The organism is Filomicrobium insigne, from assembly GCF_900104305.1.
Classification (GTDB): domain Bacteria; phylum Pseudomonadota; class Alphaproteobacteria; order Rhizobiales; family Hyphomicrobiaceae; genus Filomicrobium; species Filomicrobium insigne.
In genome coordinates this window covers 1,082,751-1,097,065 of record NZ_FNJC01000001.1, presented here as the reverse complement: position 1 = coordinate 1,097,065, position 14,315 = coordinate 1,082,751, and the positions used below count along the sequence as shown (strand labels likewise).

Below are 14,315 nucleotides of genomic sequence, written 5' to 3'. Positions count from 1 at the left end.
TCTAGTTGGCGTTAGCGTCAGAGGGCGCGGAAGCCCCACTGATCGAAGCCTTGAGCTGGCCTTCAATGACGCCGAGCGCCTGATCGACGGCGTGTCGGGCCTCGACGGTCTTGATCCATTCAGCGGCGCGGTCATGCGCGGGATCGGGCAACTTGGCAGCTTCCTTCAACACTTCCCCAAGCCTACCGGCCGAGAGCGCCGTGCTGATGCGGCCCACAATCGCTTCGACGCTTTGATCGCTGGGGTCATGATTGACCTTACGGACGCGCACGACGGAGCGGGCCCCGGCAATGAGCTGATCAAGGACCGAACCGTCTTCGGGAACGGCGGCGGCGTCGATGATATCGTTTGCGACCGGCCGGAACGTATCCTCAAGTTCTTTGAGCGTCGGAACACCAGCCGTCTCGTAGGGTTCAAGGGCTTTCAGGTCGAGAACCCCTGTCGAAGCCTTGCGGACTTCCGCCAGCTCGCCAGCATAACCTTCACCACGGTCAACGGCCCGTTTCAGGTTGGCAAGCTCGAGCGATAGTACAATCCGCTGCGCATTCGCCTGGCGATCCTTCTCAGCTGAAACCACACCGGAGACTTTGTCGGAAAGGTTTGAGATCTGAGCTTCAACAGGTTTGATTGCCGAGGAAACGTCCTCGGCCGTCGTCAGCTTGGAAAGCTTCTGATTCACGTCGCCGGTAAATGCATCGAGCTGACTGCGGATAGCGCCCGTCTCTTCCTGGACAACCCGCAGCGTATCGCTGATCCGGGTGTTATCGGCTTTCAACGCTTCAAGACGCTGGCCCAGTCGTGCGGCTTCGGTGGTAACCGTTGCGACCTGCCTATCCAGTCGTTGCGTTCCAGACCGGGCCGACTCGCTGGCTTCAGCAATGCCCGCGACACGTTTGTCGACGTCCTGGCCTACGCTTTCCCGGAGAGCCGCGATCTGATTGCCGAGGCTCGACTCGAGATCTGAAAGGCGGCCCGAGAGTGCAGCGAGCTGTGGCAGCCCATTGGTGTTGCCGTCTCCTGCCGACGACACGAGCGTATCAAGCTGCTGCTCAAGTTTTGTGAGCCGCGCTTCTGGAACGGTGCCTTCCGGAGCAGCCTGCAGTTTCGCATCGAGCGCTTCGGCCTTCTGCGCCAATCCAGTCTGCGTTTCCTGCAGAGCACTGACGGACTTCTTCAAATCTTCCAGAGCATCGATCCGGCTGTCCGTCGCCGCGAGGCGTGACGTAACGTCTTCGCTCTTCGTTGCCTTCTCAAGAGCGGCCAAGCGACGCTCAATTTCGGCAGTTGTCTCGGACGTTTTGTGCGCCGCGCTCGGCAGCCCGAGCTTATCCGCGATTGGCGGAATCTGCGGCCCGAGCATGTCAGCACCAAGAAGAGCCAAAAAGCCGCCGACGATACCGGCTGTCAGATGCGAAAGAAATCCGCCGCCAGACCGGGGCCGTTCTGTGCGCGTCTCGTTCGGCTTGCTCTCTTTAGCGTCCGGCTTCTTTGCGTCGGAAGGCGGTACGCTCTTGCCGCTGCTGGCGGTCTCAGTGGGCTTCGCGCCGCCGGACGATGGGCCTGCGCTTGAAGACGCCGTCGCACTGGCAGTTGTCTTGTCTGGCGATGGCTTCTCCGAAGAGGCCTTGGCGTCCGCAGGCTTCGCACCTTCGGCCGATGTTTGGCTCTTGCTGCCGCCGACCTCAGTCGCCTTCAGATCAATAGTCGCGACAGGCTTCTTACCGCCAGCCGTTTCACCAGGCCGGATGGGATCCTTGCCTGGTTCATCTTTCTTCGTAGTCATGGAACGAACGAACCTCCAACGCATCGACCGCCCGCGTCGAATGCCGGCCCGGGACGCTCCCCGCCGACAACCGCATATTTTCTTCGTCCGCGAGTTTAAGGGGCTTTGCTTGTTACTGCTGGAATTGTGCCGCTATCCGGTTAACGAGTGCAAGCACTTCTTGGTTATTCGGCTTTGCCGCGACGTGCGTGCATGACCAACCTTCATCCACCAGGAACTTGCAGGTCGCCTCCGAAATACAGGCATAAGACAGCGAGCGTGCTTCCACCTCCAACCCGGTCGATTTGATCAATCTCACGAAAGTGTTCGCCGTTTGCGGCGACAACAATGTGACGAGATCGACTTGTCCTTGCCGAATTGCCTCTTCGGCTTCGGCTGTGAACCCTGTAGCGGGCTCAGACCGGTAACATCGTATGGTTTCCGCCCGGTAACCGAGTTCGGAAAAAGCCTGAGCAAAATTAAACGCGAGTTTATTGCCGGCCAAATGCACGATCCGTCCGTCCGCTGGAAGACCGTGATCCTTGAGAAGTTCGGCCAGTTCGGCGCCTGTTCCGGGACCCTCGATAATATGCCGAAATCCCAGTTCACGGGCCATCGCGAACGTCCGCGGTCCGACGACGAACGTCTTCACACTGGTGAGGTGCTCCAGCTGAGGATTGCCGGCAAGCGCTCTTAGTGCGTTTTGGCTCGTGATGACGAGCGCCGCGATGTCATCGGCGCGAATATCTGGAATTGGCTCGGATAGGATAGTGAGAAGAGGTGAAATGACGACAGAGTGCCCTGCCGCCGTCAGAGCCCGCCGCATGTCTTCACAATCTGCCTCAGGCCGCGTCACGAGAATACGCATTGCGTGTCACGTCGCCGATGCTGGGGACGAACTGAGAAATCCAGGCCCCGCGCGATCAAGCAGTTCCCGCGCCGCGTCCTCGCCGAGCCGAATAGCGCTTGCGGGCGACCCGGATTTGACCGTCGAGAACTCCCGAGCCCCATCCGGCGACAGGATTTGTCCGCGTAAGCGCAAAACATCCCCGTCGAATTCAGCGAGACCCGCGATAGGTGTGCGGCACGATCCGTCCAGGATCCTTAGAAACGCGCGTTCGGCGGTCACACAAAGAGCCGTCCGCTCATCATTGAGAACGCCCGTAAGCGCATTGTTGTCTTCGTCGCCAGCCCGGATTTCGATGCCGATGGCAGCCTGCGCCACGGCAGGGAGCATAACGTCCGTCTCAATCGATGCCGTGATCTGATCTGTCAGGCCCAACCGCCTTAAACCGGCGCAGGCAAGAAACGTCGCGTCGGCGACACCATCGGCGAGCTTCTTCAGGCGTGTTTGCACGTTGCCACGAAAGCCGATGACCTCAAGATCCGGCCGCCGAAGCTTGACCTGAGCTTGTCGCCGTAACGACGAGGTTCCGATACGCCCGCCGGCGGGCACGGCGTCCAGAGACGGGTAGGCCAAACTGATAAATGCGTCGCGAACATCCTCGCGCGGAAGCATGGCCGAAATCGTCAAGCCGGCTGGGAGAGTGGTGGCCATGTCCTTCATGGAGTGCACGGCAAGATCGATCTCCTCACCGAGAAGAGCTTCTTCGATCTCCTTGGTAAACAACCCCTTGCCGCCGACATCAGCCAGTGAGCCGACGATCTGATCGCCCGAAGTCTTAATGACGACGATTGCGAATTGGTCTTCCGCCAGACCATGAGCGGCCATCAAGCGAGCCCGTACCTCATGCGCTTGCGCCAAAGCAAGCGGCGATCCGCGGGTCCCGATTTTGATTGTCTTTTGTTGCAAGTGCGCGCTCCCCAGTGATAGGCGGAGGTGGAAGACGAAATGGCGCGACAGTATTGGCGCGCTAAGCACGCCAACGCAAATATGTGCATGGGCCAAGCCTCGATAATGCATGAATTAGTCAGGAAAAAAACGCATGTCGCCCAGTGAGATGGCACATGAGACAATAATACTCGGGATCGAAACGAGCTGTGATGAGACAGCGGCGGCTGTCGTTGCGCGCGATTCCGCGGGTCGCGGTCGCATCTTATCGAGCATTGTCCGTTCGCAGTGGGATAGTCATCGCCCGTTCGGGGGCGTTGTTCCAGAAATCGCGGCGCGGGCCCATGCGGAATGTTTGGATGAGTTGATCCGCGATGCTATGGCGGAAGCAGGTATCGGCTTTGAGCGCATCGATGCCGTGTCCGCTGCTGCGGGCCCAGGGCTTATCGGGGGCCTCATAGTCGGTGTCGTCACGGCAAAAACGATTGCTTTGGTTCGAGGCATCCCGCTCGTTGCTGTCAATCACCTCGAAGCCCATGCGCTCACTGTCGGTCTGACGGATGGATTGGACCCGCCCTATCTTCTCTTGCTCGTCTCTGGTGGGCATACGCAGTTGCTGCTGGTTCATGGTGTCGACCACTACACGCGTCTCGGCACAACCATCGACGACGCGTTGGGTGAGGCGTTCGACAAGACGGCGAAACTCTTGGGCCTACCTCAGCCGGGCGGCCCCTCCGTGGAAAAGGCGGCGAAGCAAGGAGACGCATCACGTTTCGTCATGCCGCGCCCTATGCTCGGGCGCGAGGAAGCGCATTTTTCCTTCGCGGGCCTCAAAACAGCGGTGCGCCAGCGCGCACTTCAACATGCTCCATTGAGCGACAACGACGTCAACGACCTTTGCGCCGGATTTGAAGCAGCGGTATTGGCAAGCGTCGCGGACCGTTGCGGTCGCGCCTTCGATCTGGCGGCTGAGATGCTAGGCGAACCGGTCGCGGACTTTGTCGTGGCCGGGGGCGTGGCTGCAAACCAGGCCTTGCGTCAGACACTCCGGGATCTGGCCGAAAGTCGCGGCAGCCGTTTTCATGTTCCTCCCGTAGAACTTTGCGGCGACAATGCCGCGATGATCGCATGGGCAGGCGCGGAGCGTTTGGCCCGCGGACTAGTCTCTCCGCTAGATGCCAAGGTACATCCGCGCTGGCCGCTGGATGCGACGGCACCGCGTGCGATTGGGGCCGGCGTCAAGGCGTGATTGCCGTGCCGCGGCATGATAGACCTGCTCGGTCACAGTTTTGGTGGAGATCCGAATGCGATCACGCCGTACTTTTAAGGAGAGCTTATGCAAGTCTCGAGCGTGGGCATCGTCGGAGGCGGCGCCTGGGGAACGGCGCTGGCGCAAACCCTGGCTTTAGCAGGACGCAACGTCGTCCTATGGGCCTATGAACCCGACACCATTCGCGAGATCAACGAGCACCATCTGAATCGGAATTATCTTCCCGGCGTAAGTTTGGAGCCCGGGATCCGCGCGACGGGCAAGATGGCCGATATCGCCGCCCAGGACGTCGTGCTGCTCGTACCGCCCGCACAAAATCTCCGTGCCGTTGCGAGCGAACTCAGCCCGCATTTTTCTGCAGGCCGCCCGGCTGTGATCTGTGCCAAGGGTATTGAGCGCAGCAGTGGCAAGTTGATGGGCGACGTTTTGGCCGAAGCTCTGCCCGGTGCGTTGCCTGCAATCCTTTCCGGTCCAAGCTTCGCCGCAGATGTCGCGCGGGGACTGCCCGCGGCGGTGACCCTGGCCTGTGCGGACGAGGAGATCGGCCGCTCCCTCGCCGAAGGCTTGGGCTATCGCAACCTGCGCATCTATTGGTCGTCCGATGCCATTGGTGTGCAGCTCGGCGGGGCCATCAAAAATGTTCTGGCCATTGCAGCCGGCATCGTCGATGGCAAACAGCTTGGCGCCAGCGCGCATGCCGCGCTGATCGCGCGTGGTTTCGCTGAGTTGCGCCGCCTGGGTGAAGCGATGGGTGCTCGGTCCGAAACACTCATGGGCTTGTCGGGGCTTGGCGACCTGATCCTCACCTGCGGAAGTCCAAAGTCACGCAACATGTCCTTGGGACGGGCGCTGGGCGAAGGCCAAAATCTTGAGGCCATCCTCGGTCAACGTCGCGCCGTCACCGAAGGCATCTACACCGCCGAGGCCGTCAGTCGGTTGGCAAGCAAATTCGATGTGCAAATGCCGATCTGCCAAGCCGTACTCGATATTGTATCGGGCGAGATAACAATCGATGCTGCAATCGAATCATTGCTGACCCGCCCGATGAAATCAGAGATTTAGGACCGAAGGGGTAGTTCCGGCGGGAGGCTGCAAGAATTTGAGGAGCACGAGCACATGAAGAAAGTGGCGGGCAGCAAGTCGACGACCTCCAAGGCAGCCGCTAAACCTGCCCCTAAGAAAAAAGCTCCAGCGAAGCCGGCCGCGGGGAAAACGAGCACAGAGGGTATCGACCGTTGGCTGTTTAAATCGGAACCGGACGTCTTCTCCTGGGACATGCTCAAAAAGTGCGGTCGCAAAGGCGAACCTTGGGATGGGGTCCGTAACTTTCTTGCGCGCAACAACATGCGGGCAATGAAGAAAGGCGATCTCGGCTTCTTCTATCACTCAAATGAAGGCAAAGAGATCGTCGGCATCGTGGAGGTCATCAAGGAAGCGCATCCTGACCCCAAAGACGATACCGGCAAATGGCAGTGCGTGACGGTGGCGGCTGTCGCCGACCTGCCCAAACCTGTAACGCTTGCAGACGCGAAAGCGAACGATAAGCTGTCCAAAATGAGCCTCGTCACTTCAATGCGACTGTCAGTGCAACCTGTCACCACCGCGGAATGGAACGAGGTCTTACGTATGGGCGGCTTGGACCCAAAAGCGCTCAGCAAGAAATGAAACCATTTTTTGCCGACGAGCGCTTTTCCTCCGGCACATGAGACCCAAATGGCTGCGGCCGAATCATCACGCTCTGCTGCCTTCATCCGGAAAAATACAGTACCACTGAGCCCTCCGCTGGTTCCGGAAATTAGACTGCATCTGGCAGAAGAATCCCTCCCCATTTGGCTAAAGACCGAAGAGGAACTGCAGCAACATAATATTGATCCGCCCTACTGGGCATTCGCTTGGGCGGGGGGACAGGCACTCGCGCGCTACGTGTTGGATAACCCTACGCTTGTCCGCGGAAAGCGGGTTCTGGATTTAGGATCAGGCTCCGGGCTTGTGGCGATTGCAGCGTGCCGCGCCGGAGCGGCCTCCGCACTGGCTGCTGATGTCGATCAGCTTGCCTCGGTAGCTGCCGAGGTCAACGCCGCGCTGAACAGCGTCACGCTGACGACGACGGCAAACGATATGCTCGTAACAGGGGCTGGGAAATTCGACGTGGTTCTGGTGGGAGATCTGTTCTACGAGGCCCAGCTCGCGAAAAAGGTTCTGACATTTATTGAGGCCAACGTTTCGGCAGGCGTCATTGTACTCGTTGGAGATCCACGCCGTAGCTATTTTCCTTTGGACCGGTTCGAGAAGCTGACCGAATATACAGTCCCCGTCACCCGCCAGCTGGAAGACGCAGAGATCAAGCGAACCGCCATCTGGCGCTACAAGCCAGGCTAACGACAAGCATATTTTCTAATATTCACGCGTGTACGCATCAAAGGTAAGGCTGAGAATGGCATTCGCAGGCATGAACTACATGGCGATCGTTGTCGCCGCGGTTTTCGGCTTTCTGTTCGGAGCTATTTGGTACGGAGCATTCGGCAAAGCTTGGCTCTCTGCACTAGGTAAAACAAAGGAACAACTGGCTGCGAGCGGAAGTCAAAAGATCGTTCCTTTCATAGTTTCATTCTTTTGTTTGCTGGTCATGGCGTTTGTACTTGCCGGCACGATTGGTCATCTTGGCCCAGGTCAGGTCACACCCAGAAATGGCGCCATATCCGGAGCCTTCGTCTGGGCAGGCTTCATTCTGACCACGACACTGACGAACAACGCATTTGAACGCGCGAAGCCGTCACTGACACTGATCAATGCGGGTCATTGGCTCGGTGTTTTATTGATCCAGGGCCTTATCATCGGCTGGATGGGCGTCTGAACGATCCAGCCGATCCGTTAAGGACGTGCCTTTCTAAGACCAACGGTGAGGCTTGTGGCCGTACGACCTGCGGCACATAATGCAGGCCAACAAAATTCGATACCGGGAGGAACTTCGATGTCTGAAAACGTGTACCCCGTATCCCCAGAATGGGCTGCGCGAGCATGGCTCGACGAAGCGAAATACAAGGAAATGTACAAGCGTTCCATTGATGATCCCAATGGATTCTGGGGCGAAATGGGTCAGCGTCTGGACTGGATCAAGCCTTATACCAAGGTGAAGAATACGTCTTACGATCCCCACGACGTACGCATCCGCTGGTATGAGGATGGCAGTCTCAACGTCTGCTACAATTGCGTAGATCGGCACTTGCCGACACGCGCCGATCAGAACGCCATCATCTGGGAAGGCGATGATCCAACCGAAGACGAGCAGATCACCTACCGCCAGCTGCATGAGCGCGTCTGCAAATTCGCCAACGTCCTCAAAGCCAACGGCGTCAAGAAAGGTGACCGGGTCACCATCTATCTGCCGATGATCCCCGAAGCGGCCTACGCCATGCTGGCGTGCGCGCGCATTGGTGCGATCCACTCCGTAGTGTTCGGCGGCTTTTCGCCCGATAGCTTGATGAACCGGATCGCCGATGCGGATTCGAAGTTTGTTATTACGTCGGATGAAGGTGTCCGCGGCGGTCGCGCCATCCCTCTGAAGAAGAACACAGACGATGCAATTACCGCCGGAAACCTGAGCGACATGAAGGTCCTCGTCGTTCGCCGCACAGGTGGTGCCGTCGATATGGTGCCGGGACGCGATCTCTGGCTGCACGAAGAGCTGGTGAAGGTTTCCGCTGACTGCCCGATTGAAGAAATGAATGCGGAAGATCCGCTGTTCATTCTCTACACGTCAGGCTCCACCGGTCAGCCCAAGGGTGTCGTGCACACCTCCGGCGGCTATCTGCTGTTTGCAGGACTGACCCATCAATACATCTTCGATTATCACGACGGCGATATCTACTGGTGTACGGCAGATGTCGGCTGGGTCACCGGCCACAGCTACATCATCTATGGACCGCTTTCCAACGGCGCGACGACCTTGATGTTCGAGGGCGTGCCGAACTATCCGACAGCGTCTCGCTTCTGGCACGTCGTCGATAAGTGGCAGGTCAATATCTTCTACACTGCGCCGACCGCCATCCGCGCTCTGATGGGAGCAGGCGATGATTTCGTCAATCGTACCGATCGCTCTTCGCTGAGGCTGCTCGGTTCCGTGGGAGAGCCCATCAACCCGGAAGCCTGGATCTGGTATTATCGCGTTGTCGGCAACAGCCGTTGCCCGATCGTAGATACGTGGTGGCAGACGGAAACGGGTGGCATCCTCATTTCGCCGCTACCGGGTGCCATGGCCTTGAAGCCTGGCTCAGCAACGCTTCCGTTTTTCGGTGTCCAGCCGGCGCTCGTCGATGAACACGGCAATGAACTCGAAGGCGCGGTCAACGGCAATCTGATCATCAAGGATAGCTGGCCCGGCCAGATGCGCACCGTGTTCCGCGATCATGATCGCTTCGTTCAGACCTATTTCTCCACGTACAAGGGGAACTACTTCACGGGCGATGGCGCACGTCGCGACGAAGACGGCTATTGGTGGATCACGGGACGCGTCGATGACGTGTTGAACGTATCCGGTCACCGCATGGGAACGGCCGAAGTGGAAAGCGCTCTGGTCGCGCATCCGAAGGTGTCGGAAGCAGCCGTTGTCGGCTATCCGCACGCGATCAAGGGGCAAGGCATCTATTGCTATGTCACGCTGAATGCCGGCGAAGCAGTCACCGATGAGCTGAAAGCGGAACTGGTCAAGCACGTTCGGGCCGAGATCGGTCCCATTGCTTCTCCGGACCTCATTCAATTCTCCGGCGGTTTGCCGAAGACGCGTTCCGGCAAGATCATGCGTCGCATCCTGCGGAAGATTGCCGAGGATGATTTCTCCAATCTGGGAGACACGTCGACCTTGGCTGATCCGCTGGTCGTTGAGGACCTTATTGGCAACCGCCAGAATCGTAAGGTGACGGGCTAAACGATCCATCGTTGACCGATGTATGGATCAAACTCCCGGGGCTTGCCCCGGGAGCCGGACTCGTCTCTTCGGCCTCACGTTAGCTTCCGGCGACTAGGTGCCAGACTGCCCGCGAGGATCGGCGAAATCAGTTCGTCAGACGTAGATTGTTCAACTGTGTCGCAATGCGCGTGAACGCGGTGCGTAACGCCTCATCGTCTGAAGCATCGAAATACCGGTCGGGACTGCCCGCACAATCGAGCAGCATCTGCTTTGTGCTGGTTGAGTTTAGCTGGAAGGCAACGGTGTAAACCAGGATTGAGTTGGAGCGCATGTTGCGGCAGATCTCGACGGCCGTGTCTTGGCTCTCTTTAGTATTCCGCCAGGATTGGGTTCCGCCGATCGTGTTGAACTCACCATCGGTCATGAAAACCATAGCCTTGACCGTTTTACGATCCCCATAGGCTACGGGCACGCTATCGCCTCCGAAGACGCCCCCCCAATTGGGCGAAAGCAAAAAATAACCCCACAGCGCGCCGAGATGCCCGGCCGTGGCCCCGTTGGCGCTGTAACGGGAAACCTCGCGCTTCAACAGCGCTTTATCCTTGGTCAACGGAATAACCTTCGCGCTAGGACATGTAGGTCTTTTTGCTATCCCGTCATCCCCTTGGACCTTGAGGTAGTTGTTTGGCCCGGGCGACTGATCACCGGTTGGGCTCGAGCCTTCGCGCTCGAATGTACAGCTTTGCTTCTTTTGACCCGTTGCAGCTTGTACGTAGTCACCGGCATTGACGCCGGATGAATAAGGGGCAAGCGCCACGCGCACCTCGTTCTCGGTGTCACCGCCCGGGTCCGGAAGCATAATGTCGATCAGCGCGTTCGTGGCTGACTTCAGCGCAGCGATCTTGGAGCCGCCCATTGAACCGGTAATGTCGAGCCCCATCGACAGTTCGATGTCGCGATCATCAAAACGGCTGGAAGCTGTTGCGGGCACATTCACATTGGTAAAACCGGCAATCTTAGTGAGTGTCATGGGGACGTTCGCGTCTGCCGTGACGTGAACTTCGCCGGTCTCACGGACAATTTGGATGACGGGCCGGCCCACGGTTCCGAAACCCGACCTTTCACCCAGGTTCGTATCGAAATAGCGCGTCGCGATCTCTTCGACGTCGCTATTCGACAGCCGGCCGTCAAGCAATGCGCGGCCCGCGGCAAGGGCCGCAGCATCTACAGCTTGCGCCAGCCGGGTCTTCGTATGCACAACGCGACCATAATCGACGGCCATCCCAGCGGCAAACAGGACCCCCAAAAGGACGAGCCCGAACATCACAGCGACGCCGCCGTTCTCGTCGGTTAGGAAAGCCTTGGGAAAGCGGGAACGACGGAGCATGCAATTTCTCCCTGGACGGTACGCAAACTCTGATCCGGCAAGTGGGTGCGGCGCCCCGGAGCCGGTCCAGACCCCGCCACGCGTAGCAATATTCGGTGTAGATCGCGTTAAATGGCAGCAGCCCTGCGACAAGTCGGAAAAATTGTCCGCGCCGAATGGTAAAAATTATAGAAATCAGATGAGTTATCGTTCGTTACGATAGAGGATTTCGGCCAGTGTTAAGGACGGCTAAAAGTCGGAAATGATCCCGCCCTTTTCCCAATCTCCATAGCGAACGGGGTCTGGCCCATCGCGGCCGCCCAACTCACGCGCACCCGGTTTAGCCTCGGCTTCCGCTGCGCGCCTCCGTTCTTCTGCTTCGCGCAAAGCCCGCTGGGCAGCGGGGGAGAGGTCTCGTTTCTCCAGCGCAGCATTTTCATCTGTACGAGCCGGACTTTCATCTAATCCTGCCCGGTCAGATCCATCGTTCACGGATTTTCTCCTTATCGTTTGCCATTCAGGCTAGTCGAGGTCGAAAGACTAACCCATATAGAGCCCAGCATCTATGCCGGTAGCGTAATATACGACCGGCGCTATTGACCGTTGTGGAGTGATCTGAATGCCGATGAACTACGTCAAGACAGCCATGCTTCTGGCGTTCCTGACTGCAATATTCGTCATGATGGGCTACCTGATCGGAGGCAGCACCGGCATGGTCATCGCGTTTATTGTGGCCCTGGTCATGAACGGATTCAGTTTCTGGAACTCCGACAAAATGGTGCTTCGGATGTATCAGGCTCAGGAGGTCTCCGAGGCCAATGCTCCGGAATACTACCGCTTGGTGCAAGGTTTGGCGGCTAATGCCGATTTGCCCATGCCGAAAGTCTATATTCTTCCGTCTCCGCAGCCCAACGCGTTTGCCACGGGGCGCGATCCGCATCACTCAGCGGTCGCTGCTTCTACCGGGCTGCTCGATATCAGTTCACGTGAAGAGCTGGCGGGCGTCATTGCACACGAACTCGCGCACATCAAAAACCGGGATACGTTGACCATGACGATTGCCGCCACCATCGGCGGCGCCATCTCCATGCTGGCTCAGTACCTTCAGTTTAGCGCCATGTTCGGCGGTGGCAGCGATGAAAACAGATCCAGCCCACTCGGTTGGATCGGCGTGCTCGGTGCGGCACTTTTGGCGCCCTTTGCAGCGATGCTTGTTCAAATGGCGATCAGCCGTTCACGCGAGTATCAAGCCGACCGGATGGGCGCCATGATCTGTGGCAATCCTCTGTGGTTGGCGTCCGCGCTGGGTAAGATCGAGCGCTATGCACGTGGTACGGTCAACGAAGAGGCCGAACATGCTCCAGCGACCGCGCATATGTTCATCATCAACCCGCTCAACGGTCGTGGCGTCGACAATTGGTTCTCCACCCATCCAGCGACTGGCAATCGCATCGCCGCGCTTGAAGCCTTGGCACGCGAGATGAACATCACGCAGTCGTCTTCGGCCCCCGCCTATACGGAAGAACCGGCGCGACAGCCGGGAGGGCCATGGTCACGCACTGCGCGCGACACCGATGGCGGCCGCGGACCTTGGGGCTGAACCGGGTGAACCAAAAGCAATCGAAAGCAAATCCCCGGCGCGGTAAGCGGCGGCCGGCGACGTCGGGCCCCGTCGCAAAAGCGGATCAGCGGATAGGCGTGCCAAAATCCACCGGGAAGAATACACCTCCCGGCCTTGTAGCAAGAGAGTTGGCTGTCGATCTGGTCGTCGCCGTCCTCACTCAGAACCGCGCTTTTGACGAGGCTCTGACCGCGGCCTTTGCCGCACCGCGTTACGCAGATCTGGAAGCGCGCGATCGCGGCTTAGCACGGCAGATCGCGGCGACGACGCTACGCTATGCGCGTCCCTTGCAAGCAAGGCTTGATAGCCGTTTGGACAAGCCGTTATCGGCGCGATACGCCCGGATTGGAGCGATACTTTTGACGGCTGCTGCGCAGTTATGCCGGCTGGCGATCCCACCACACGCGGTTATCAGTCTTGCGGTTGATCAGACGCGCTACGCGCGCGCGGGCAGCCACCTGGACAAGCTCGTGAACGCGGTGCTGAGAGGGTTGGTTCGCGACGGTGTATCCGTCTCTTCTGATCGTGAGACCATACGTGAGACCCTTCCAGGTTGGATGTGGCTCCGATGGGTCAAAAACTACGGTGAAGCGACGGCCCAAGACATCGCAGAAGCCTCCTTACAGGAGGCTGCGCTCGATCTAAGCGTGAAGTCCGCTCCACCGCAGTGGGCGGAGCGGCTAAACGGTGCAGCGTTGGCCACAGACACGGTGCGCCTTGTTCCTGGCGGACGCATTGAAGATTTGGAAGGCTTTGCTTCGGGTGACTGGTGGGTACAGGATGCTGCGGCTGCGTTACCGGCTCGCTTAGCAAGCTTGACCGTCGGACCTGCCGCCGAAGTTGCCGATCTCTGTGCGGCGCCCGGCGGTAAGACGGCGCTGCTCGCTGCCACAGGGGCCCGCGTCACCGCCGTTGAGATTTCGGCCGATCGGCTCCAACGCCTCGCAGCAAACCTGGACCGGCTCGGGCTCTCCGCAGAACTCGTTGAGGCAGATATCGCGACGTGGAACCCCGCACGTCAGTTCGACGCCGTTTTGCTCGATGCACCCTGTACGGCAACCGGCACAATTCGCCGCCATCCCGACATCATTCATTTGAAACGGGAATCCGATGTCGCACGTCTCGCGACAATTCAGGCAAGCTTGCTGGAAAATGCCGTGAACCTCGTTCGGCCTGGAGGCTGCCTTGTCTATTGCACGTGCTCGCTCGAGCCCGAAGAGGGCGAACAGCAGATGTCTGCTTTTCTCGCATCCCACCCGGAATTTGAGGTAATGCCGATTGAACCCGGACTGGCTGGGATCGAAGCAAGCTGGATCACTCCTGAAGGGTATCTACGAACGCTTCCGTCCTTCACGCCAACGATCGTTGCAGAAGGAGACGGCGTCTCCGTTCCAAAGGGCATGGATGGCTTCTTTGCGGCCCGCTTGCGTCGGCTCTGACGGAAAACTTCAGCGGAAGTGGCTTTAGGGCTGCGGGCAAAAACCGCACATCCATTTGTGCACATCGTAGCGCCCGCCATGGAAGTGCTGCGATCTGATATAATGTAGCGGGAGCCAGATTTGCATTCATGCCAATCTGGAGCGTGGGAGTTTCGGGGA

General features: G+C 58.6%; 13 protein-coding genes. 8 read left to right on the top strand and 5 right to left on the bottom strand.

Going from position 1 to position 14,315, the window contains the following annotated elements; genetic code table 11:
- Position 1: 1 nt before the first annotated feature.
- The 3 genes from BLS30_RS04940 to hemC all read right to left on the bottom strand — a co-directional run bounded on the left by BLS30_RS04940 (position 2) and on the right by hemC (position 3,575).
- Entirely contained in the window at positions 2-1,783 is a 1,782-nt protein-coding gene (locus BLS30_RS04940; RefSeq protein ID WP_090226972.1) for a hypothetical protein, read from the bottom strand.
- Between the two features lie 112 nt (positions 1,784-1,895).
- Positions 1,896-2,630 (bottom strand): uroporphyrinogen-III synthase, encoded by a 735-nt coding sequence (locus BLS30_RS04935; protein WP_090226969.1) that lies wholly within the window; start codon positions 2,628-2,630, stop codon positions 1,896-1,898.
- A 6-nt stretch (positions 2,631-2,636) separates the two neighbouring features.
- Complete coding sequence (gene hemC / locus BLS30_RS04930) at positions 2,637-3,575, bottom strand: hydroxymethylbilane synthase (RefSeq protein ID WP_090226966.1); 939 nt, start codon at positions 3,573-3,575, stop codon at positions 2,637-2,639.
- Between the two features lie 166 nt (positions 3,576-3,741).
- On the opposite strand from hemC, the gene tsaD reads away from it, so the two are divergent.
- The 6 genes from tsaD (at position 3,742) to acs (ending at position 9,748) form a co-directional block, all read left to right on the top strand.
- On the top strand, positions 3,742-4,803 hold the full coding sequence (gene tsaD, locus BLS30_RS04925; protein WP_170832421.1) for a tRNA (adenosine(37)-N6)-threonylcarbamoyltransferase complex transferase subunit TsaD: 1,062 nt from the start codon (positions 3,742-3,744) through the stop codon (positions 4,801-4,803).
- An 87-nt stretch (positions 4,804-4,890) separates the two neighbouring features.
- The gene (locus BLS30_RS04920; protein ID WP_090226963.1) at positions 4,891-5,886 is read left to right on the top strand and encodes an NAD(P)H-dependent glycerol-3-phosphate dehydrogenase; all 996 of its coding nucleotides are present in this window, start codon (positions 4,891-4,893) and stop codon (positions 5,884-5,886) included.
- Between the two features lie 165 nt (positions 5,887-6,051).
- Positions 6,052-6,489, top strand: a complete 438-nt coding sequence (locus BLS30_RS04915; RefSeq protein ID WP_090227426.1) for an EVE domain-containing protein — start codon at positions 6,052-6,054, stop codon at positions 6,487-6,489.
- Between the two features lie 48 nt (positions 6,490-6,537).
- Complete coding sequence (locus tag BLS30_RS04910) at positions 6,538-7,203, top strand: class I SAM-dependent methyltransferase (RefSeq protein WP_046477291.1); 666 nt, start codon at positions 6,538-6,540, stop codon at positions 7,201-7,203.
- Between the two features lie 55 nt (positions 7,204-7,258).
- Positions 7,259-7,678, top strand: a complete 420-nt coding sequence (locus BLS30_RS04905; RefSeq protein WP_046477292.1) for a DUF1761 domain-containing protein — start codon at positions 7,259-7,261, stop codon at positions 7,676-7,678.
- Between the two features lie 117 nt (positions 7,679-7,795).
- Entirely contained in the window at positions 7,796-9,748 is a 1,953-nt protein-coding gene (acs, locus tag BLS30_RS04900) for an acetate--CoA ligase (RefSeq protein WP_090226960.1), read from the top strand.
- A 127-nt stretch (positions 9,749-9,875) separates the two neighbouring features.
- Here acs and BLS30_RS04895 read toward each other — a convergent pair whose 3' ends face one another.
- Both BLS30_RS04895 and BLS30_RS04890 read right to left on the bottom strand, forming a co-directional pair.
- A complete protein-coding gene (locus BLS30_RS04895; protein WP_090226957.1) occupies positions 9,876-11,117 on the bottom strand; it encodes a pilus assembly protein in 1,242 nt (413 codons plus the stop codon).
- Between the two features lie 228 nt (positions 11,118-11,345).
- Complete coding sequence (locus BLS30_RS04890) at positions 11,346-11,522, bottom strand: DUF1674 domain-containing protein (protein WP_046480010.1); 177 nt, start codon at positions 11,520-11,522, stop codon at positions 11,346-11,348.
- A 199-nt stretch (positions 11,523-11,721) separates the two neighbouring features.
- On the opposite strand from BLS30_RS04890, the gene htpX reads away from it, so the two are divergent.
- Together htpX and BLS30_RS04880 are read left to right on the top strand one after the other, a co-directional pair.
- On the top strand, positions 11,722-12,696 hold the full coding sequence (gene htpX / locus BLS30_RS04885) for a zinc metalloprotease HtpX (RefSeq protein WP_046480011.1): 975 nt from the start codon (positions 11,722-11,724) through the stop codon (positions 12,694-12,696).
- Between the two features lie 5 nt (positions 12,697-12,701).
- Complete coding sequence (locus BLS30_RS04880) at positions 12,702-14,156, top strand: RsmB/NOP family class I SAM-dependent RNA methyltransferase (protein ID WP_244465016.1); 1,455 nt, start codon at positions 12,702-12,704, stop codon at positions 14,154-14,156.
- Positions 14,157-14,315: the final 159 nt, after the last annotated feature.